This window comes from Chishuiella sp., from assembly GCF_032109125.1.
Classification (GTDB): domain Bacteria; phylum Bacteroidota; class Bacteroidia; order Flavobacteriales; family Weeksellaceae; genus Empedobacter.
Window position 1 is genome coordinate 57,814 of the sequence record NZ_DAMCLZ010000014.1, and the last position, 23,003, is coordinate 80,816.

13 protein-coding genes are annotated in these 23,003 nt (G+C 30.0%); 1 reads left to right on the top strand and 12 read right to left on the bottom strand.

Annotation, left to right across the window (positions count from 1 at the left end; all coding sequences use genetic code 11):
• Positions 1 to 29: 29 nt before the first annotated feature.
• The 6 genes from RT575_RS13180 to RT575_RS13205 all read right to left on the bottom strand — a co-directional run bounded on the left by RT575_RS13180 (position 30) and on the right by RT575_RS13205 (position 13,815).
• Entirely contained in the window at positions 30 to 1,640 is a 1,611-nt protein-coding gene (locus RT575_RS13180; protein ID WP_313581458.1) for a RagB/SusD family nutrient uptake outer membrane protein, read from the bottom strand.
• Positions 1,641 to 1,650: 10 nt separating this feature from the next.
• Positions 1,651 to 4,752, bottom strand: coding sequence for a SusC/RagA family TonB-linked outer membrane protein (locus RT575_RS13185; protein WP_313581460.1), 3,102 nt, complete (start codon positions 4,750 to 4,752; stop codon positions 1,651 to 1,653).
• A gap of 73 nt (positions 4,753 to 4,825) precedes the next feature.
• Positions 4,826 to 7,030 (bottom strand): pectinesterase family protein, encoded by a 2,205-nt coding sequence (locus RT575_RS13190; RefSeq protein ID WP_313581462.1) that lies wholly within the window; start codon positions 7,028 to 7,030, stop codon positions 4,826 to 4,828.
• A 14-nt stretch (positions 7,031 to 7,044) separates the two neighbouring features.
• The gene (locus RT575_RS13195; protein WP_313581464.1) at positions 7,045 to 8,739 is read right to left on the bottom strand and encodes a DUF4957 domain-containing protein; all 1,695 of its coding nucleotides are present in this window, start codon (positions 8,737 to 8,739) and stop codon (positions 7,045 to 7,047) included.
• Between the two features lie 11 nt (positions 8,740 to 8,750).
• Positions 8,751 to 10,574, bottom strand: coding sequence for a RagB/SusD family nutrient uptake outer membrane protein (locus tag RT575_RS13200; RefSeq protein WP_313386238.1), 1,824 nt, complete (start codon positions 10,572 to 10,574; stop codon positions 8,751 to 8,753).
• A gap of 19 nt (positions 10,575 to 10,593) precedes the next feature.
• Positions 10,594 to 13,815: a TonB-dependent receptor gene (locus tag RT575_RS13205; RefSeq protein WP_313581466.1), complete on the bottom strand. Its 3,222-nt coding sequence runs from the start codon at positions 13,813 to 13,815 to the stop codon at positions 10,594 to 10,596.
• 415 nt (positions 13,816 to 14,230) lie between these two features.
• On the opposite strand from RT575_RS13205, the gene RT575_RS13210 reads away from it, so the two are divergent.
• A complete protein-coding gene (locus RT575_RS13210) occupies positions 14,231 to 15,253 on the top strand; it encodes a LacI family DNA-binding transcriptional regulator (protein WP_313581468.1) in 1,023 nt (340 codons plus the stop codon).
• A 1-nt stretch (position 15,254) separates the two neighbouring features.
• Here RT575_RS13210 and RT575_RS13215 read toward each other — a convergent pair whose 3' ends face one another.
• The 6 genes from RT575_RS13215 to uxaC are packed head-to-tail and all read right to left on the bottom strand — an operon-like array spanning position 15,255 to position 23,000.
• Positions 15,255 to 16,865 (bottom strand): altronate dehydratase family protein, encoded by a 1,611-nt coding sequence (locus RT575_RS13215; protein WP_313581470.1) that lies wholly within the window; start codon positions 16,863 to 16,865, stop codon positions 15,255 to 15,257.
• A 6-nt stretch (positions 16,866 to 16,871) separates the two neighbouring features.
• On the bottom strand, positions 16,872 to 18,323 hold the full coding sequence (locus RT575_RS13220) for a tagaturonate reductase (RefSeq protein ID WP_313581472.1): 1,452 nt from the start codon (positions 18,321 to 18,323) through the stop codon (positions 16,872 to 16,874).
• A gap of 22 nt (positions 18,324 to 18,345) precedes the next feature.
• A complete protein-coding gene (locus RT575_RS13225; protein WP_313581474.1) occupies positions 18,346 to 19,869 on the bottom strand; it encodes an MFS transporter in 1,524 nt (507 codons plus the stop codon).
• Between the two features lie 44 nt (positions 19,870 to 19,913).
• A complete protein-coding gene (locus RT575_RS13230; RefSeq protein ID WP_313386233.1) occupies positions 19,914 to 20,582 on the bottom strand; it encodes a bifunctional 4-hydroxy-2-oxoglutarate aldolase/2-dehydro-3-deoxy-phosphogluconate aldolase in 669 nt (222 codons plus the stop codon).
• Position 20,583: 1 nt separating this feature from the next.
• On the bottom strand, positions 20,584 to 21,594 hold the full coding sequence (locus tag RT575_RS13235; protein ID WP_313581476.1) for a sugar kinase: 1,011 nt from the start codon (positions 21,592 to 21,594) through the stop codon (positions 20,584 to 20,586).
• An 8-nt stretch (positions 21,595 to 21,602) separates the two neighbouring features.
• Entirely contained in the window at positions 21,603 to 23,000 is a 1,398-nt protein-coding gene (gene uxaC / locus RT575_RS13240; RefSeq protein ID WP_313581478.1) for a glucuronate isomerase, read from the bottom strand.
• Positions 23,001 to 23,003 lie beyond the last annotated feature (3 nt).

Sequence of the window (23,003 nt, forward strand, 5' to 3'; positions counted from 1 at the left end):
GGAAAATGAAAATAAGTGAAAATTATATGTTAATAGGCTGGATTTTGTTTGAAATCTGGGTTTTTATTAAGATCAATAGCTGATTGAGGAATAGGTCTTAAAATTTTTAAATTTCCATTGTTTCCAATAAAATTCGATTGTTGAATCAGAAAGTTATATTTTGAAGCTCTTTCTACAAGTTTTCCTGTTCTCTTTAAGTCAAACCAACGATTATATTCTCCAAGCATTTCTCTTGCTCTTTCATCTAAAATAAAATCGATATCAAGTTGACTAGAGGTAATATTACTTACACCTGCTCTACGACGAACTTCATTGATACGTTCTAATCCTTTTGAAGTGTTTCCTGATTTTAAATAAGCTTCAGCGGCAATTAAATAAGTATCAGATAAATGAGCTAAAATAATATCTCTTGTGTTAGAATTTTTTCCAAATTGAGCAGAAGGATCATCAAATTTCTTTACAGGAATGGTTTGATAATCAAAATTTGGATTGTTTTCAGCTGCATATGATCCATATTCATGATATTCTACATTTGGATGATTAGTAATGTATTGCGTCTTATAAGTTGTATTTCCTGCATACCATTTTGGTTCATAATAGTGTGCAACAATTAATTCATTGTGATCTGTTTTGTCAAAATAATCAAAATAACGTTCATAAACTTCTGTCATAAAAGTAGATTTCCATCTTGTATCATCTTCAGTATATAAATCTATAGCAAATTGAGTAGGGCATAAGCTATATGTTCTATACGGTGCATCACCAGCTACCTCGCTTCCACCTTGGTAAGGACCAAAATAACTTCCTTGAGGATGCCCAAGTGTAAGAGGAGATGTGGCAGCAGATTCTGAACTATATTGAACAGAGAAAATTACTTCTGAGTTTATTTCATTTTTAGGTCTCCAAAAATCTTCGAAAGTAAGAGATAAACTCTGCCCTCCAATTGCATCATCAGCATATTGAGCAGCTAATCGAAAATCATCACTTGTTCCAAATGTCTCATATCCTTTTGTTAAGTATACTTGAGCTAATAAATTTTTAACAGCTCTAGCATTCACACGACCATTATATATTGAATTATCAACTAAAGGCAATGCACTTTCTAATTCTTGTATAATAAATTTATAAACGTCTTCAGCAGGAGTTCTACTAAAACTAAGCTGAGGAGTATTGATATAATCTGTTACTAAACTTACATCACCATAAGTTTGAACTAATAAAAAATAAGAATTAGCTCTTAAAAATTTTAATTCTCCGATTTGTCGTTGTAATACATTTGTTTGTGCAGTTTTATCAGCATAATACATGCCCATATTAATGGTCTGTATTGCAGCATAACATGTTTTATATAAATGATCTACACCGTCAGAAAAACCATTTAAATTAGTATACTCACTTAATCCAGGAGGTTCAGCAGTTCTTCCTCGTGCATACAAATCCGTTCCAGCTACAAATAACCATGGATCTTTACCATAAATATTTTTTAACTGAGCATAATTAGCATTAACTAATGAGGCAAATCCATCGGCTGTTGTGTAAAATTCTTCAGCAACAGCATTGGAAAGATTTTCTTCTTCTAAATAATCATTACAAGAATATGTAGTACTAAGAGCAAGTAATAATATAATTATTTTTTTCATAATAAACTTGTTAAAATTTTAAACTTAATCCTAATTGGTAGGTTATAGAACTAACACGACCAACACCTAATGAAGCAGTAGCCCATTCAGGATCATATCCATTATAATTTGTAATCACAAAAGGATTGATAACATTCGCATATACTCGTAAAGAATTTATTGCACCAATACTAGAAAGTGTTTCTTTTTTGAAAGTATAACCTAATGCAATATTTTTGATTTTTACAAATGAAGCATCTCTGTAATAACCAACTTTATTGTCTCTCCAATATGTACCTTCATTTAAAGGTTGTGGAGCTGAATTTGAATATTGAGCAGCTATTCCAGCATTGTTTTCTGGGATAAACCAATCCATATTTAATTTTGAACGGCCTCGATCATAAACATTTGTGAAATTTTCATGGAAAGGAGAATATGCTAATACACCTTGAACAATAATTACGGATGCAGAAAGATCAAATTGCCCAACTTTTAATGTCGTAAATATACTTCCTGACCAATCAGGATCAGAATTTCCTAAAATAGTTCTATCTTCTCCAGTAATTTTACCATCACCATTCAAATCCTTTACTTTGGCTTGTCCAACAGTTTGGCCATATCGTTTTGCTTCTTCTTCCTGATCTGGTTGCCAAACACCATCAAAAACATAATTATAATATGAGTTGATTGATTTACCAATAAATAAATTATTACCTATATCATCTACTTCACTTTGACCATAAATAGATTTTATTTTGTTTACATTCTTAGTGAATGTAAATGTTGTTTCCCAACTTACTTTTGGAGTTTGTATATTTTTAGTTGTTAAAGCAATTTCAATCCCCTTATTACTAACCGATCCAATATTACCATTGATGTATGACCATCCTGTTTCATAAGGTAATTGTTGAGCCATTAATAAATCATCAGACAATTTATCATATACATCAATAGATCCACTAATTCTATTTCTAAAAAAACCAAAATCTAAACCAAGATTAAATTCTCTTGTTTTTTCCCAAGTCAAATTAGGGTTTGCTATTTTTCCAGGTAACCAACCATTAGCTATTGTTCCGTTATAATCATAATAAAGTTGCTCTGTTAATAAGTTAGTTGTTGAATATGGTTCTATAATATTATTCCCTGTATGACCCCAGCTTGCTCTCAATTTTAATTCAGATACAGTAGAGCTACCTTTCAAGAATTCTTCATTGTTAATTTTCCATGCAACAGCAGCTGACGGAAAGTATTCCCATTTATTTCCTTCAGACAAAAGAGAAGAACCGTCTGTACGAATAGAAGCAGTAACAAGATACTTGTCTAATAATGAGTAATTAACTCTTAAAGCAAAAGAACTTAATGTTTGTTTAATATAGTTTGATGCTATATTGAAAGAATTTTGCGAACCAGAACCTATGTTATGATAACCAGTTTCGAAAGGTATATTTCTAGCACTTTGTAAAGATGTTTCTGTTCTACTTGAATAAATACTTTGTAATGCCAAGATATTAAAATCATGTATTTCATTCACTTTAAAATGTGCATTGATTTGGTTATCCCATGTGTAGTTAAAGTGCTCTGTTCTATTAATTTCTGCTGAAGGTAGATTGTTGTTGTTTGCACCTACAGAAGTTAATGCACCCCAAGCTTCACCTTTTCTTCTAGAGTCATAGTTTGCAGAAAATGTAGTTTTTAATGAAAGCCAATCTAAAGGACGATATTCAAAGAAAAAATTTCCGATACCATTCCATCTTCTTGTTTCATTTGTTGTATTATTAATCTCTAAGATTGGATTATATGTAGATGTTTTATCTATAACAAAAGCACCTTGTTGATTTGTTAATTTACCAGGTAATGGCGTTAATTTTGTTTTGCTTTGAAATTCGTAAGGATTTAAAAAAGGATTTAATCTAAATGCTTCTTGCATTGCTATATCAGAACCATCTTGTTGTTCCGTTAATGCAAAATTTACAGTTATTCCAGTAGAAAATTTCTCGTTTATTTTATGATCAACACCAACATTGATATTGTATTTATCTAGAGCTTCTTTTTGTAAATTTCCTTTTTCTTTTTGAACTCCAAGACCAATATTATAACCAATACCATTTTCTGATCGCCCAGACATATTAATATAATTATTCTGAGTAACTCCAGAACGAAGGACAGCATCGTACCAATCAAAAGATTCGTTGTTATTTACTCGCCTAAGAAATTCACTATTTCTAGTACCTAAAACAGCATTACTTAATGTTTGAGCACTAACTTGTCCTGTAACAGGATCTTTACTTGCTGTTGCTAAATAAGCAGATTGATGATAATCCCACCATTTTTGAGGATCCATCATTTTAGGTAAACGTGCTACAGCTTTTACACCATAATATGTTTCATAGGAAACAGTAAATTTCCCTTTCGCAGAAGACCCATTTTTTGTTGTTACTATTACAACACCATTAGAACCTCTAGATCCATAGATAGCTGTTGAAGATGCATCTTTTAGGATATCTATTCTAGCAATATCTTGAGGATTTAAGAAATCAATATCAGTTGTTGGAACTCCATCTACAACAAATAAAGGCTTAGAGGATTCGTTCATTGAATTTTGACCACGAATAATAATATCAAAACCATCTCCAATTCGTCCAGTTGAAGTACTAATTTGTACACCAGGAACATTACCTTGCATAGCCTCCATTGGATTAGTCATATTTCTTTCTGTCAGTTTAGTGGCATCGATTACACCAACTGAACCAGTTAAATCAGATTTTTTAGCTTTTCCATAACCTATTACAACAACTTCGTCTAATGATTTATTTTCATTTTCTAATGCTAAATTATCATCGACTGGAATTAGTGTAAGATTAAAATTTTCTGTGCTTTCTATTGGGATTTGCATTGGTTGAAATCCATCAAAGTTTATAGTTAAAATTGAGTTTTCAGGAACACTAAGCTCATAAAAACCATTTTCATCTGTAAACGTTTCGTAGGATGTGCCATCTACGTAAATTTCTACTCCAACTAATGGCGTTCCATCTTCATTTGATTTTATAATCCCAGAAATGGTTTTGTTTTCTTGGGCGAAAGCAGCCATAGGAAGAAGTAGGAGTGCAAGCAATTTAATTTTTGACTTCCTCATAATAATGTGTTTTTTTGTGTTTTTTGTTTTGATTTTTTTAGATGACGTTTACATATTTTATATCATTTTTTTATTAAAATTTCCAATCTCCTAGAACTTTATCTTTTGAGTAATATTCTATATCTTTTTCATTGAGTTGTTTACTCCAATTGATACGATTTTTTGAAGCACCTTTACCTGTTGAATTATATTCAGCAAAATATGTTGTAGATTCATTAGATGTTTTTCCCCAATTATTCCAACCATCATGAGTAATAGATTCATCCATTGTTGTATTAATAAATATAACCTTAGCATAAGGTCTCCATGGTCGACCTAAATAATGAGAATTAGCATCTTCTCCAGTAATTTTACATTGATAAAAAATATATCCATAAGGTATTTCTTCTGTTGTAGAAGCTGCAGTAACATATCCTTTGCCTTTATTATGAAGTTCACAGTTATCAAAATATGCAGTTGCTGCACCAAAGATATAATCTACTGTACCTTCTATATAACAATTGTAGAAATATTGTCTAGATCCAGGTTTTACTAAGTAAACTGTATCTTGATCTCCAATAAAATTACAATTTATAAATTTTATTTTATCAGCCTCAGTTCTTATAGCAACAGCTTGTCCAACACGTCCAGCAGTATTTTGAAATGTGATATTTTCTGCGGTAAAATTATCTCCAAATATAAAGAATGATGCAGAACCAGATGTTCCTATTTCTTGTCCTACATTATTTAATTTTGAAGCATAATCATCATAAGTTAGAATAGTTTTTGTTTTATCTTCACCTATAAAAGTTATGTTTGTTTTGGATGTAGGAAGAATAATTTTTTCTTTATAAATTCCATTTTTTATGAATACTTTAATAGGTGTTTTACTGTAATCTGGTAATTGTAATACTAAATCTTGTATAGTTAAAAAGTCTCCTGTGCCATCTTTTGCAACAGTAAAGTCATAATCATTTCTATTAGCCTTACCTTGATTAATTTGATCTAAAATGGATTCTGCATAAACTTCTATATTTGAATATTGCGATGATAAATCGAAATTAGATCCATTTTTGATACCAATTTTTAAATTATTAGCTTTTTCCCAATCATCAGGTAATCCATCTTTATCAGAATCAATATTAGTAATTTTACTATTTAGTATAGGAAATCCTCCAACTTCATTTTGTGAATTTATAATTCCAGAAATGTTTTTAGGATAACCATTTGTAAGATAATTAATCAATCTATTATCAACTTCATCTCGTTTTAAACTCGCTCCAGCATATTTAGTTACTAATTGTAATGTTTCTTGTGCTGTATGTGTTTTAATTTCATTTTTTCCAAATTCTTCTTTTGCCTTTGCTAATAGTGGATTTTCTGTTTGTACACCTCCGTCCCAATTATTTGTAGTTATTTTAGGATAACCTTCAATAAAGTTCCCATTTACATAGAATTGTCCATAAGGAATAGAAGGATTAATAATACGATCTTTATGTTTAGAAATTGTTCCTGATTTAAAATAGTTGTTGATGATATTATATTTACCTTTTTCACCTCCATAAATATTATTATCTCCCCAATTAAAAATAACATTATTTCTGAAATCCACCATTTCATCTTCAGGATTTACTGTAGATTCTGAACCACTAAATCTTGGATTTCTGCTATTATTACTCATGATTAAATTATGATGAAAAGAAGCAGGTTCTCCTCCCCAAATTCCTCCATAACCATGAGCACCTTTCTGATGAACAGACTTATTTAATGCTTCAGCTATAATAGACCATTGTACAGTTAAATTTTTTACTCGATAAAACGACATATTTTCATCTGTTGCCCAACTCATGGAACAATGATCAATCATAATATTTTCTATGTTTCGTCCGCCCAATGCATCTCCTTCTACTTTTACTAAATCACCTAATCGGAATCTTAAGTAGCGAAGAATTATATTATTTGATTTTAGTGTAACAGGATAATTAGCTACAGTTATTCCATCACCTGGTGCTGTTTGCCCAAGAATAGTCAGATTACCATGATTAATATCTAGAGGAGATTTTAGAAAGATAGTACCAGAAATTGCAAAAACAATTGTTCGACTTTCTTTTTTTGTAATGCCTTTTCTTAAACTTCCTTCTCCAGAGTCATTAAGATTAGTTACTATATATATTTCTCCTCCTCTTCCGCCAGAAGAATACCTACCAAATCCTTCCGCAGAAGGAAAAGCAGGTATATTCTGACCGAATGAATACACATTGAGAAAAAATATTGTTAATGTTATAAAAAATGTTTTCATTTTTCAATATGTTATTATAACCATCTCGGATCTCCTATTACAGAACCAGAACTAGATGCTGTTCTTAATGGAGAATTTGTTGGTAATTGAAAATCTAATGTTGTATGAGTCCACGATAATGTTTCTTCCAAATTATTTGTATTCGTCACATTTTGTGTAGGAAGAGTTAGTTTTAGTAAATCCGTAGATGATTTTCCGTTCGTTAAATTGTAAAAATTATTATAAGAAAAAACAGCTGTACTTGATGAAGCAAGGCGAATTAAATTACTATTACTGAAACTTCCTCCTGATCGAGGAGAATTAGCTAAAATATTATTTGTAAAATTGAATTTTATTGCAACATTATTGTTGTCTAATAATGGATAAACAGAACTTTGACCAAAACTATTGATTGTACAATTATTGATAGATATTGTAGCATTTGTTGATGGAGTTGTAATGCTTTCTCTGTAACGTATAAATAAATCACCTACCTGAGAAAATGTAGAATTTTCTAGATTAACTTGATTAAATACTAATTTATCTAAATGTAAAAACCCGTATGATGAAGCAGGGAAATTTTTGAAGATAGAATATTTAATTTCAAATTTATCCATTACAAATCCACTATTAAGACCTCTGTTAGCTCTGAATGCACCAGTAGAAACATTATGAACAAGACAATTTTCAATTAAAACATTTTCGAAATTGGCTTTTGCTCCATTGTTATTGCTACTTGTCAAATTGATTAAATATGCTGCATTATTAGTAGAGCCATCTAGTTCTAAATTTTTTAATTGTAATCCAGCTCCTGTATCATTTAATGTAAATTCTTTGAAAAATACTTTTGTAGCAGAAGGATCTGATGATAAACCAATCAATGATACTTTTTTACCATCTATTTTAATTAAATTATTTCCTGTATCATAATTACCAGCATTAAGACCAATAATATCACCATCTTTTGCGTTATTTACTAATGCTACTAAATCATCACCTGGATTTGCTATTAATGAATAATCTGTAGATGTTTTTGTTGTAAAACTTTGTAAACCTATGCTAGCATTTCCTTTATAAATTTCAACACTGTATTTTGTATTTGGTTTTAATCCTTTTACAGTTTTAGATCCAGTTGTTGCTTCGGAAGATGATATTTCTGATGTAATAGCTTCACCAATATATACGGGATCTTGTCCTGATACTTGTGTATAAGGCTGAAAAACTAATTTTGTTACACCATCAGTTACATCCCAACTAAGAGTAATTTCTGATTCTAAAACATTTGGTTCATATATAGGATGTAAAATTTGAATACCAATAATTCTAATTCTATTACTTTGAGACCAATAAGATTCAGGTCTATTATCTATTGAATTTGTTTTAACACGAACAAATAAATTTTTACGAACAGGTACTTCTTGATCAGTAAAGGCAATACCTGCAGAATCTGTAATTTTAGACATTAAAACTTCACTAGGATTTGTAAATAAGGAATCAGAAGAAACTTCAGCTGTATATGTAATTTTATCTTCATCATTAGTATACAAAGATGGTTTCCATGTTATCTTAGAATCACTCTCTGAATTTACTGTAGTAAATGAAAATGGTGTAAACATTCTCATGGGATCAGTAGATTCTGATTTCAAATCATCATCACTGCAAGAGGATACTGCTGCTCCTGTACAAATAAGAGCTCCTATAATATATAATTGATAAATAGATGTTTTCATTGTTTAAGAATTTAATATCCGTAATCTTGAGTTAAGTTGTAATTAGTATTAATTATATCTAAGAAAATTGGTAATAATTCTGAGTGATTTGCTCTGTAATATTGCATCCAACCTTTTCTTTCGTCATTAATCATAGTTTTTACCATAGCAGCTTGCCAGTTTACTCTAGTATAACCTGATGGGGTAGAGGTTACAGAAGGCGTGTAAAATACATCACTTTTTTCTGTACCAACAAAGTATGTATCTAGATTAAGAACTGTTTGTTGTGCACTTACAGATGGATCATAATTTCCTATTTTATAATAAATATATTTTGGAACACTAGCATAATCTCCTGTTCCATCTAATAAATTTTGTAATTTTTGTCTTGTTTGATTAACAACGTTATCAAGAAGATTCCAACGAATTAAATCATATTTTCTAATTGATTCACCTCCAAATTCAAGTAAACGTTCATGAACAATTTCTTCAAAAAATGATTGATATCCATTTGCTTTTACTTCAGGCATTTCGTTTGAATTTTTATTAAATGCTCGCATTCTAACTTCTTTTAAAGCTTCTATAGCTCCAGATGTTGGACCAGCATTTAACTCATTTTCTGCTTCTGCATACATTAATAAAACATCAGCAAAACGCATGATAGGCCAATTGATTCCTAGATTTTGAGAAGGTCCAGTAACTTTAGTCCATGATTTTCTAAATTTTCCATCAGTAAGACCATCAATTTTTACAACTTGAGATTTGTCATCAGCATTAATTTCAAAAGCATTGATAGTAACATCTCTACGTTGATCATATTTGTCGAACTCATAAAAATAAGTAGGTAAAGCTGTAAGCCCTCCGCCACCATTCCATTTAGAAGCTGCATTATGACGAAGACCATTGTAATAACCTAGTTTACTATCTGTTCTAGAATTTCCACCAAAAGCACCTATTTGAAAAATCATTTCATTTGTATTATCCATTCTACCTTCGTGAATTGATCTGAATACATCTTCATAGTTAGGATTTAGGTTATGACTACCACGTTGTTGCATAATGTCATAAGTTTCATCTCTTGCAATTTGATAGTATTTGTTAGGATTTTCTCCTTTTGTCATTTGTATAGGGTTTCTTCGTAAAGAATAACCAGCTCTTGCTAAAGCAATTCTAGCTCTTAAACCTTTTACAAAACCTTTTGTTATTCTTGTAGTAGGATCACCAGATTCAGCTCTCCAAGGAATTAATTGAGAAGCTTTTTCAAGATCATTTAATAATACTTCATAAATTTCATCACGATCTGTTTTAGGTAAAAAAATATGTTCGTATTGAGAAGCAGGTTTATCTTGAAATGGGACATCTCCCCAATTTCTTATTAATTCATAATAAAACTGAGCACGTAAAGTAAGTGCTTCACCATAGTAGCGATCCATTAATGCTTTATCGCTTTCAGAACCTGTAGAGTAAACAGCAGATTTAGGTATGTGAAAAATCATTAGGTTAGCACGTTCAATACCTGTATATAATTGACGAAAAGGTCTGTCTAACTCACTATTAGTAGCACAAGCAGCATACATACTTATTCCACGTCTATCATTACAACTATAATCACCAGAAGTTTTGAAATCGTCTGCGGCCTGTCCAATAATTGTAGAAATTCGGTTTCCATATCCATTATCTCCACCTAATTGATTGTATACACCAATTAATGCAGAATAAGTATAATCTATATCACTGAAAGCTTCAGTTTCAGAAATATTAGAAGGGCTTTCTACATCTAAGTAATCACTACAAGAATAAGAAGTTAATAAAACTAAACTTACTCCTAATATTTTTATGTATTGTTTTGTTTTCATTGTTTAATAATTTGAAAGATTAGAAAGTAACATTAATTCCCGCTAAGAAAAATCTACTTCTAGGATAAGCTGCATAATCTACTCCAGGAGTAAGAGGACTTGTTCTTCTTGTATTTGCTTCAGGATCATACCCTGAATATCCAGTAATTGTAAATAAGTTATTTACAGTTGCATAAACTCTAAATTTACTTATGAATTTAGTTTTAGCTAGCATTTCTTCTGGTAAAGAATAACCAAAAGTTAAATTGCTTAATCTTAAATAAGACCCATCTTCTATTGCATATGAATGAAGTATGTAATTACCAGTTGATGGAGACCAAAATGTAGCATTTTCGTTCATTGCAGCTAATTGTGTAGGATCTGTTACCCTATTTCCATTGTTATCAAAATTTCTCCATGCACCAGCAACGTCTTTTAGCATATTATTGTCTTTATACTGAAAGTGAGTTGTAAACTCCATTTTATTTGCATTATAAACTTTATTACCTACAGAAAATGTAAAGAATAAACTTAAATCAAAATTTTTGTATGAAAACTGTTGATTAAATCCTCCATAGAATTTTGGTTGAGAGTTTCCTAAAACTTTTTTATCATTGTCATCGATTACACCATCTCCATTTAAATCTTTAAGTTTTAAATCACCAGGTTTTGGAGCTTTTGAACCTAAAGCAGCAGCAGAGCTACTTGCTATACCTGGTTTTAGTGTGTATTGTTGATTTGCAGGATTATAATCAAAATCGTCTACTTTATACCATCCATCAGTTACATAACCATAAAACTGTCCAATAGGTTTTCCAACTTCAACTTTAAAATCTTGTAAACTATTTACCCAACCAGAAGATTGATAATAATATTCTAAACCACTACCAGATACATCTTTGCCTAATGATTTAATAATATTTTTATTATGAGAAATATTTAAATTTGCAGTCCATTTAAAATTATTTGTTTTAATGATATCTGCTCCTAGGGTAAATTCGATTCCTTTATTTTCAGTTTCTCCAGAATTTTGATATTGATATTCATATCCACCAGTTTGTGGAACTTTTGCAAGTAATAATAAATCTTTTGTATTAGTTATATAAGCATCGATAGAACCATAAACTCTTTTGTTAAATAAACTATAATCTAAACCAATATTTTTAGAAATAGTTCTTTCCCATTTAGTGTTTTCATTTGCTAAACGTTCATTTGGAGCTAATCCAGGAACAACTGTATTATCAAAAGAATACCCATTGTTATTAGAACTGTTGTAGAAAGTTGTATATAAAAATGGTTCTATTCTGTTATTTCCTGATGTACCATAGCTTAAACGTAGTTTTAATTCATTAATCCATGATGAGTCTTTTAAAAAATTTTCTCTACTCATATTCCAAGCTACAGAAGCTGAAGGAAAGTACCCCCATTGGTTATCTTTTGCAAAAACACTAGAACCATCAGCACGTAATGTTAAGGTTAACATATATTTTTTATCATATGCATAGTTTGCTTGTCCAAAAAATGAAGCTAAACGATCTGCATTTATTGCTGTGGTTACAGGATCTTGAACCATTCCTGTTGGAGGAACAGCGCTTTGTACATTAGCAAAAGCTTGTCCTGCACTAATATTTTTAGGAAGCCATTTAATATAAGCTCTATCTGTATCTCCATCTGTTTTTATGATTTCTTGACCAACCATTACATTTAGTTTGTGAAGAGTTCCTAGCTTTGGAGTATATTGTAAAGTGTTAGTATTAGATATTCTTTTACTTCTTGTTCCACGCATATCTACAACAGGTAAATTTGCGTTTGCTCTAGCTACATTTGTAATATTACCATAAAAATAATTATCTTGACGGTCTGTTTGTACATAGCCTAAAACAGTTTTGAATGTAAGTCCTTTTATAATTTGCCATTCAAAATAACCATTCATTAAAATATTTTGTCTTTCATCTTCTCTTACTTCATTATTTGCTAATAAAACAGGGCTAGTTAAATTTGTTTGAGCAAAATAATCAGGATCAAAGAAATCAACAAATGACTCATTTCCTGAACCTACGAAAGGTTGATATCTAACAGTATTTCTTAATTTATTATTACTATTTGAACCTGTATCAGAGGTTCCAGCACCATTTATAACATCTTTGCTATATCTAAAGTTTACTCCAATTTTAACTTTGTCGCTAACTTTATTATTCATTTTAAAATTAGCAAGATGTCTTTTATAACCAGAATTAATCATAATTCCATCTTCATTTAAGTAATTTAAATTAAGACTATAATCAGTTGTTTTGTTACCTCCTACAACTGCTATATTATGATTTTGAGAAAAAGCTTTACGGCCAAAAACTTCTTTTTGCCAATCTTTAGCTTTCATACTTTTATAGATATCCATATCCTTAAATTCTCCATATCTATTTCTGAAAGTATTTAATGATTGTTCATCACCTAGAGCATAAAGTTCATATTGATTTCGAACAAATTCATAAGGAGACATTACATCTAATTTATTTTGAATTTCTCTGAAACCAGTATAATTAGTATAAGTAACTTTTGTTGGTAAATCAAAACCATTCTTCGTTGTAATTAAAATTACTCCATTTGCACCTCTAGCACCATAGATTGCTGTAGAAGCTGCATCCTTAAGAACATCAATTGTAGCAATTTCTTGTGGTGATAATATAGATAAAGCATTTTCTACTTGTATTCCATCTACAATGTATAAAGGGCTGTTATCTTGAGTTATAGAAGTACCTCCACGAACTCTAATACTTACGTCAGATCCAGGAGCACCTTCAGAGACAGAAACTTGCACACCAGCTAAGCGTCCTTGTATTGCTTCAGCTGCAGAATTTACTGCCATATCTTTAATTTGGTCAGAGCTAACACTAGAAACTGCACCTGTTAATTCATCTCTAGCTACTGATGTATAACCGACAACAACAACTTCATTTAAATCTTGGTGCTCTGTTACTATTTCACTTAGTTTTATATCTATTAATGATTTCTTATCAACTGCAATTACTTGTTTTTGAAATCCATCATAATCAATTGTTAATGTAGAATTGTTTGGTACATTTATTTCGTAATGACCATTTTCGTCTGTTAGTGTTTCATAGTTTGTTCCGTCTACATATATCTCAACACCAATTAATGGCGTTCCATCTGTAGAAGAAGTTATGTTTCCAGAAACTGTTATTTCTTCTTGTGCAAATCCTGCAATAGGCAGCAGCAGTAGAGATAATAACTTTATTTTAGACATCCTCATAATATGTGTGGTTTTTATATTATTGTTATTTTTTTGAAACGATTAAATGTAATCGATTGCAATATTTAAAATAAATAGGTGTACAGAGGACACTAAAATATAAATAATTTTTTATATTCAAAAGATTATTTAAAAAATTTGTTAACAAAAGCTAAAATTATATTTAATTAAAGAATAATTATTATATATATTATTAATATAAAGCTATGTTGTTTTTATTTATAGTGTTGGTTTTCATTGGTTTGAATTGAATTTGTTGATTTTTCAAAAATCAATTTAATATTTAAGATTGTAATCGATTGTAATAGCTTAAATTTGTCAAAATATATGATATTATTATATTTATTAATTACTTTAAAACTTTGAAGTTATTTTTTGTTCTTCTTTACACTATGTTATTCCTATATATATGAAAAAAAATATAACAATTTATGATTTGTCTGAAAAGCTAAACATTAGTGCAGCTACAGTATCTAGAGCATTGAATAATCATCCTAAAATAAGTCAGAAAACAAAAGAACTTGTTCTAAAAACAGCTAAAGAATTAAATTATAAACAAAATTCCTTAGCACAAGCTTTAAAAAGTGGAAAAACGAATAATGTTGGAGTAATTGTTCCTTATATCAATAGTAATTTTTTTTCATCTGTAATACGCGGGATAGAGGAAGAGTTAACTCCCCACGGATATCATGTTATTATTTGCCAAAGTCATGAAGACATTGATTTAGAAAAAAAACAGTTAAATACGTTACTTAATGCACAAGTTGATGGGATTTTTATGTCAGTCTCTAAAACAACAGATGAAGTAACACATATAGAAAATGCAAAGTCTACTAATACACCGATTTTATTTTTTGATAGAAAGAAAGATATTTCTGGAATAAGTACAGTTGTTATTGATGATTATAAGGCAGGTTATTTGGCAACAGAACATTTAATTGAACAAGGTTGTAAAAGAATATCTCATTTATCTGGAGATTTAAGATTAGAAATTTATCAGAATAGATATAATGGATATGTTCAAGCACTGAAAGATTATGGAATAACTTTTAATAATGATTATTTAATAACAGTAAAAAGCTCTGTAGATGAAGGAGTAGAAGCTGTAAAGAAATTATGGGATTTAAATTTACCGCCAGATGGTATATTTTCGGCTAGCGATTATGCAGCTTTAGGAGTTTGTCAGGAATTAAGAAAGAAGGAGATAAAAATACCTAATGATGTTGCAATTATAGGTTTTAGTAATGAACCTTTTACTCAGTATATGGAATTGCCAATTAGTACAATTGATCAAACGCCAGATAAAATGGGAAAAATTTCCGCCCAAGTATTTTTAGAACACATGAACGAAAATTTTTCAGGAATATCTATTGAAAAAAGAGTCATTTTAGATCCAGAAGTTTATATAAGAAAATCTTCAAAAAGAAAATAATTTATAATGAAACTCCTCTTCTCCAAGGAATAAAATCATTTTGATTTAAAATTTGAGTTTTAGTTTTTATTTCGCCGCTAGCAACTTTAATAATAAATTCTAAAAGATCGTCTGCAGTTTCATCTATTGTTTTTTCACCTGTAATAATTTCACCTGTATTAAAATCTATAATATCAGGCATATTTTTTACTAAAGTGTTATTAGAAGAAATTTTGACTACAGGAACAATTGGGTTTCCTGTTGGTGTTCCTAATCCAGTTGTAAACAATACAACGTTAGAACCAGAACCAACTAATGCTGTTGTGCATTCGACATCATTTCCAGGAGTGCATAATAAATTTAATCCTGGTTTTGTGATATATTCAGTAAAGTCTAAAACGTCTTGAATAGGAGAGGAACCTCCTTTTTTTGCTGCTCCAGCAGATTTCATAGCATCTGTAATTAATCCATCTTTTATGTTACCAGGAGAAGGATTCATATCGAAACCAGATCCGGCAGCAATAACAGAGTTTTCAAAATCTTTCATTAATTGAAGAAAACGTTCAGCATCTTTTTCGTTTACACATCGATTAACCAATTCCTGCTCAACACCACATAATTCAGGAAATTCTGATAATATTGTAGAACCTCCGATTGCTGCCATCAAATCTGATAGTCTTCCTAATGTTGGATTTGCTGATATTCCAGAAAAACCATCAGATCCACCACATTCTAAACCTAAAACTAATTTAGATATTGGTGCTGGTTGACGTTCAATTTCATTTGCTTTTTTAATTTCTAGATAAGAGTCTTTTATAATTCCATCTAACATTTCATCTACTGTTCCAGATTTTTGCTGTTCGTATATTACGATAGGCTTTTTGTTATTTGGACTTATTTTTTCTAATGCATTTTTAAATATTTCTATTTGAAGATTTTGACATCCTAAACTTAAAACAGTTGCTCCGGCAACATTAGGGTTTTTTACGTAGCCAGCTAATAATCTTCCTAATGCTTCGGCATCTTGTCTAATTCCTCCACATCCACCTTGATGTGTGATGAATTTAACTTCAATGTTTTTGAAAACACGATAATCTTCTTTGTTGTCTTCTTCTATATTTTCTTTATCACTAATTAATGAGCGTAGTAATAATTGATGTTTAGAAGGTTTATCGAATAATAACTCTTTTTCGAAAATATCTTTAAGTGTTTCAACATTTCTATTTTCACAAAAAACTAAAGGAAAAAATAACCATACATTTTCAGTTCCGACTTGTCCATCTGGTCTGTGGTATCCCATAAAAGTTCTGTCTTTCCATTTATCTACATTAGGTGCAGTCCATGTTGTCATATCAGTTTTTTTCTCGACTTTAGCACTTTTGTGTTTTACATTTTCTGTTGTTATTACTTCACCTTTTTCGATATTATGTACAGCTTTTCCAACAATAATTCCGTACATGTATATAGAATCACCTTCTTTTAAGTTTGTAGCAGCAAATTTATGTTTTGCTTTCGTATCTTTTGTGATTAAATATTCAACATCATCAACAATAACTTTTTCATTTGCTGATAAATCTACTAATGCAACAACAACATTATCTGTTGAATTAACTTTTATAGCTTTTTTTTGCATAATAACTTATTGTTTAATGTAAATTGAATATCCATTTTCAATACCTTGTTCGTTGATTAGCTCGAATATTAGAGCGACTTCATCAACTAAACCTTCTATTTTAGTTAAATCTTGATTCCAAAAAGATTCATTTTTTAAAATAGAATTTGCAATTTCCTTATAGTTGTTTAAAGACCATATTTTTTTAAACTCTTCTACGATTGATTCGTCATCACTTAATGGTAAAGCTTTTCCATTCCATTCACCTTTATAGAAGAGTAGGAGTGTAGCGAAAGAGAAAGTGATGTTTTTAGGTAAAGAATTAAACTTAGAGATATACTCTATAAAGCTTGGTAAAACACGAACTTTAAATTTTGAAATAGAATTTAAAGCAATACTTGATAAATAATGTTTGATGAATGGATTTCTAAAACGATCAAAAACATCTTCTGCATATTCTTCTAATTCATTTTTTGGTAAATTAAGAATCGGAATGATTTCATCATAAGCAATTTGTCTAATGATTTCACCAGAAATTTCATTATCAATGGCTTCTTTTACAGTTTCTATTCCCATCATAATAGAAAAAGGAACCATTGCAGTATGCGCACCGTTAAGTATTCGTACTTTTGAAGTACGATATGGATTAATATCTTCTACAATTAATATTTGTTCATTGGCTTTATCGAAAGGTATTTTTTCTAGTAATTTATTATTTCCTTGAATTACCCATAGAAGAAAAGCTTCAGCAACAACAATTAATTCGTCATTATAATCTAATTGATTTGTGTATGATTCTAAATCATCTTTTGGAAATCCGGGAACTATTCTATCTACTAGTGTATTATGGAATGAATTTGCAGAATTAATCCAATTAGAAAATTCAGTATCTAAATTCCATAATTTAGCATATTCTAAGATATAAGTCTTTAAAGTAGAAGCATTATTTTCTATTAATTCGCACGGGATTATAGTTAATCCTTTCTCTTGGTTTCCTTTGAAATACTTAAATCTTTCATATAAAAGAGTAGTTAATTTTGCTGGGAAATTTTGATGAACTGTATTTCCTAACTTATTTTCAGAATCGTCAAAAACAATTCCTGATTCGGTTGTATTAGAAAAAACAAATTCTAATTCATCTTCTTTGGCTAAATCGATAAATTTTTGATAATCTTCATACGGATTTATTGACGTTTGGATTGAAGAAATAATTTGATGATTATCAATTGTTTTTCCCTTTTTTATTCCACGTGTAAATAGCGTATAAAGATTGTCTTGATCTTCGAATGTATGAAAAGAACTTCCTGAAGGAGTAACTTTTATGTTTGCGATTCCTGCATTAAAATTGGCATCTTTATTCAGTTTATCGATTACATAATCTGTAAAAGCTCTCATAAAGTTTCCTCCTCCAAATTGAATAATTTTAATAGGAAGTTCTTTATTATGATTGATTGTTTCTTTATTTAATTCTTTTTTCAATTTTGCAACTTTTTGAAATTTTTTATTTGATGATTTTGTATTTAGGAACCAGAATTTTCATAACAATCCAAGCTGTTAAATATGCTATTCCACAAACTGTAAAAATAATCATGTATCCTTTGTTTATTCCGTCAACTACAATTGCTCCAGATTTTTCTAAATTCAATAGAAAATCTTCCGGTAAACGTTCATTTTGATATTGCGGGTATTTTTCTAATAAAGAAATACCGTCTATTGTTGTCCAAGCTTTATGAGAATAATCAAATAATACACCTGAAGATTTGTTAATTAAAAATGAACCAATTCCTCCAGCCATTCCTCCAATTCCCACAATTGTAGCAATAGCACTTTTAGGAAACATATCACTTACAGTAGAGAAAATGTTTGCAGACCACGCTTGGTGTGCTGCTCCTGCAATACCAATAATAATAACAGGTATCCAGAAATTAGTAGCTCCTAATGGTTGTGCAACAATTGCTAATAAAGGGAAAAAAGCAAAAATTAACATAGCACGCATACGTCCTGAGTATGGATTCATCTGTTTTTTATCTACAAAGTATTTTGGTAACCATCCTCCAATAATAGATAATAATGTTATCATGTATAATACAAATAAAGGTAATGAGCTTTGTGTACTATCCATTTTATAAACAGAACTTAAATAAGCTGGAGTCCAGAATAAATAGAACCACCAAACACCATCTGTCATAAATTTACCAAAAGCAAACGCCCATGTTTGTTTATATTTAAAACATTCTTTGAAAGTTAATTTAGTTTCCTGACTAGTAGTCTCTTCTATGTTTCCATCATTATCTTGTTGAATATATTGTAATTCTTCTTCATTAACTTTTGGATGTTTTTCAGGAGAATGATAGATGAATATCCAAAATCCCATCCATATAAATCCAAGAGCACCTATTAATATAAATGCCATTTCCCATCCCATAGATTTAGCAATAAATGGAATTGTAAGTGGAGCTGCTAAAGCTCCGACTGTAGCTCCTGCATTAAAAATACTTGTAGCTAATGCACGATCTTTTTTAGGGAAATATTCTGCTGTTGCTTTTATCGCACCAGGAAAATTACCAGCTTCACCAATAGCTAATATTAATCGAGCAAAAATAAATAACGTAACACTTGTAGAAATGACTAAAGAAACATTACTTACTTTTTCTAAAATGTCTTTAGCTCCAGAAAAACTAACAAACCAATCTCCAGTTATCCATCCAGATGTTGCTATTCCGCAGAATGCATGTAAACAAGCTCCTAAAGACCATATTCCTATAGCATACAGGAAACCTTTTTTAGTTCCCATTTTGTCTATAAATCGTCCTGCGAATAGCATACTTACGGCATAAAATATAGAGAATAGAGCAGTTATGTTTCCGTAGTCATTGTTATTCCAATGAAATTCAGGAACTAAATAATCTTTCCAAGTTAACGACAATACTTGGCGATCTAAATAATTGATGGTTGTGGCTACAAATAATAGCCCACAAATTGTCCATCTAAAACTCGTTGGTTTTATGGAATTAGTGTTTTTCATTTTTTTGTGGTGTTTAGTTTTAGATAGTGATAGTTAGATCATATTTATTTTATTGTTTTTAAAAAATTAATTGATTTGTTTACAGTTTTTTCTATTTCCTTATAATTGAAATTTCCATTGTCATCTTTTACGAATAACTGAGATCCTAATCCAACGCAATATGCACCTGCTTTAATCCATTTTGTTAAACTTTCTTCAGTTGGTTCAACACCTCCTGTAGGCATTATATTTGTCCATGACATAGGCCCTTTTACTGCTTTTATGAAATCAGGTCCTCCGACTTGTGAAGCAGGAAATATTTTTACAATTTCAGCTCCTAATTCTTCTGCATATGATATTTCGGTAACAGAACCACATCCAGGCATCCAAGCTATTTTTCTGCGGTTACAAACTTTTGCTACCTCAGTATTTAAGCAAGGAGCTACAATGAAATTTGTACCTAATTGAATATATAATGAAGCTGTAGGAGCGTCAAGTACAGATCCAATACCTAGAATTAATTCTGGTAGTTCTTTTAGTGCATATTTATTTAGTTCAGTAAATACTTCATGAGCGAAATCACCACGATTAGTAAATTCGAAAACACGAACACCTCCGTCGTAACAAGCTTTTAGAATATTTTTACATATAGTAATATCTTCATGATAGAAAACTGGAACAATTCCTGTTTCTTTAGCTTTTAAAGCAACTTCTATTCTATTAAATTTAGCCATATTATCTTTTTATTCTTCCTCCTAAATTTCCATTTACAACTTCTAAAATATCTTCTTTTGAAACTAAATTAACATCTCCAAGTATAGTATGTTTTAGAGCACAGGCAGCATTGGCAAAGTTTAATGCCTCTTCTTCGTTTTTAAGATGAATTAGTCCATAGATTAGTCCAGCTGCAAAAGCATCTCCTGTTCCAATTCTATCTACAACCTGTGAAATTTCTATTTCACTTGTTTCAAAGTAAGTGTCATTAACCCAAGCTCTTCCTTTTGTGATTTGATTACTAGCATTTTTACCTATCCTTACTTTATCAAATACTTTTTTGATAGAAGGAATTGTGCTTATTAAAGTTTTAGAAGCTTCAATGAAGCTATCATCATCACTATTAAAATTAGTTTCTAGTATTTCATTTATTTCATTTACTCCTCCAATAAATAGGTTAGAATAACCAATAAGTTCTTTTAAAATTTCTTGTCCTTTTTTGCCATATTTCCAAAGATTACTTCTGTAAGCAGGATCTGTGATGATATTTATTTCCTTTTCTTTTGCTAATTTTAATCCTTGTTTTAATGCTAAATATGCATTTTCTGATATCCCAGGAGTTATTCCTGTCCAATGAAAATAAGAACAATCTTCTAGTGCCTTTTCCCAATTTATATCAGTTGGGTTTATATTAGCAAAAGAACCATTTAATCTATTGTATGAGATTCTGCTTGGTCTTACAGCAGAACCAACTTCAAGGAAATATAAACCTAAAGGGTGTTCTGTTCTGTTGATGTAAGAACTATCAATTCCATGACTTTTTATGAAAGATAATGCTGCATCTCCAATAAAATCATCAGATATGTTTGATACATGTTTTACTTCACATCCTAATGTAGAAAGAGAAGTAGCAACATTTAGTTCTGTTCCTCCGAAATAGAATTCAACTTCATTACTTTGTTGCAATGTTTTGTAATTTGAAGGTGATAATCTCATTAAAACTTCACCAAAAGTTAAAATCTTAGTACCCATAATTTTATTTAAAATTCAAAGTATTCTTTTGCATTGTGATAACAAATATTAGCTATTGTTTTTCCAACTAGCTCAATATCATTTGGTAATTCTCCATTTTGCATTTCCTCTCCAAATAAATTGCAAAGTACTCTACGGAAATATTCATGTCTAGGGAAAGATAAGAAACTTCTAGAATCTGTCAACATACCTATAAAACAACTTATTAATCCCATGTTAGATAAGGCATTCATTTGCTTTATAATTCCGTCTTTTTGATCTAAAAACCACCAACTAGATCCAAATTGAACTTTACCTTTAATACTACCATCATTGAAGTTTCCAATCATAGAGGCAAAAATTTCGTTATCGGCAGGATTTAAATTATAAATGATGGTTTTTGTTAATTTATCATTTCCATCCAATCTGTTTAAGAATTTAGAAAGATTAGCTGCTTGTTTAAAATCACCTATAGAATCCCAACCTGTATCAGGTCCTAATACTTTATGCATTCTAGCATTATTATTACGTAAAGCACCTAAATGAAACTGTTGTACCCATTTAAATTTGTGGTATGTTTCTCCTAGAAATAATAAAATAGCCGTTTTGAATTGTTCTATTTGTTTTGCTTCTAATTTTTCTCCATTTCTTTTCTTTTCGAAAATAATATTGATTTCATTATCAGTGAATTCTTCAAAAGAAATGTTATTTAAACCATGATCACAAATACTGCAACCGATTGCATTAAAATATTCAATTCTTTTATATAATGCGTCTGTCAAATCTTGATAAGAGTTGATTTCGATTCCAGCAACTTCACCAAGTTTATTTATGTAAGAATTATAATCTTCATTTTCAATTAAAATTGCTTTATCAGGTCTAAATGCTGTACTTACTTTAGTTTTAAAATTTCCGTTTTGTAATTGTTTATGATATTCTAAATTATCTATAGGATCTTCTGTTGTACATACAGTTTCTGCATTTACTAAAGTTAATAAACCTTGGCAAGATTTATCTGCTTGTTGTAATTGTTGAGATGTTGTTTGATAAATTTCAGAAGCATTTTTCTCATTTAATAACTCATCAATTCCAAAATATCTTTTTAATTCTAGGTGTGTCCAATGATATAAAGGATTTCTTAATGTATGAGGAACTGTTTTAGCCCATGCTTCAAACTTTTCTTGATCAGAACCATTTCCAGTAATAAATTTTTCATCAATACCTAATGTTCTCATAGCTCTCCATTTATAATGATCACCTGCAATCCAAACTTGAGAAATATTTTCAAAAGAACGATTTTCGGCAATATCTTTTGGAGGTAAATGATTATGATAATCTATAATGGGTAATTTTTCTGCGTAATTAAAATATAATTCTTCAGCAAATTTGTTTTGTAATAAGAATGTATCTGTTATAAAAGATTTCATTTG

Excerpts from the sequence above, each read along its gene's own strand:
- RT575_RS13180 (WP_313581458.1), bottom strand. The coding sequence starts at position 1,640 with ATGAAAAAAATAATTATATTATTACTTGCTCTTAGTACTACATATTCT.
- RT575_RS13185 (WP_313581460.1), bottom strand. The coding sequence starts at position 4,752 with ATGAGGAAGTCAAAAATTAAATTGCTTGCACTCCTACTTCTTCCTATG.
- RT575_RS13190 (WP_313581462.1), bottom strand. The coding sequence starts at position 7,030 with ATGAAAACATTTTTTATAACATTAACAATATTTTTTCTCAATGTGTAT.
- RT575_RS13195 (WP_313581464.1), bottom strand. The coding sequence starts at position 8,739 with ATGAAAACATCTATTTATCAATTATATATTATAGGAGCTCTTATTTGT.
- RT575_RS13200 (WP_313386238.1), bottom strand. The coding sequence starts at position 10,574 with ATGAAAACAAAACAATACATAAAAATATTAGGAGTAAGTTTAGTTTTA.
- RT575_RS13205 (WP_313581466.1), bottom strand. The coding sequence starts at position 13,815 with ATGTCTAAAATAAAGTTATTATCTCTACTGCTGCTGCCTATTGCAGGA.
- RT575_RS13210 (WP_313581468.1), top strand. The coding sequence starts at position 14,231 with ATGAAAAAAAATATAACAATTTATGATTTGTCTGAAAAGCTAAACATT.
- RT575_RS13215 (WP_313581470.1), bottom strand. The coding sequence starts at position 16,865 with ATGCAAAAAAAAGCTATAAAAGTTAATTCAACAGATAATGTTGTTGTT.
- RT575_RS13225 (WP_313581474.1), bottom strand. The coding sequence starts at position 19,869 with ATGAAAAACACTAATTCCATAAAACCAACGAGTTTTAGATGGACAATT.
- RT575_RS13230 (WP_313386233.1), bottom strand. The coding sequence starts at position 20,582 with ATGGCTAAATTTAATAGAATAGAAGTTGCTTTAAAAGCTAAAGAAACA.
- RT575_RS13235 (WP_313581476.1), bottom strand. The coding sequence starts at position 21,594 with ATGGGTACTAAGATTTTAACTTTTGGTGAAGTTTTAATGAGATTATCA.
- uxaC (WP_313581478.1), bottom strand. The coding sequence starts at position 23,000 with ATGAAATCTTTTATAACAGATACATTCTTATTACAAAACAAATTTGCT.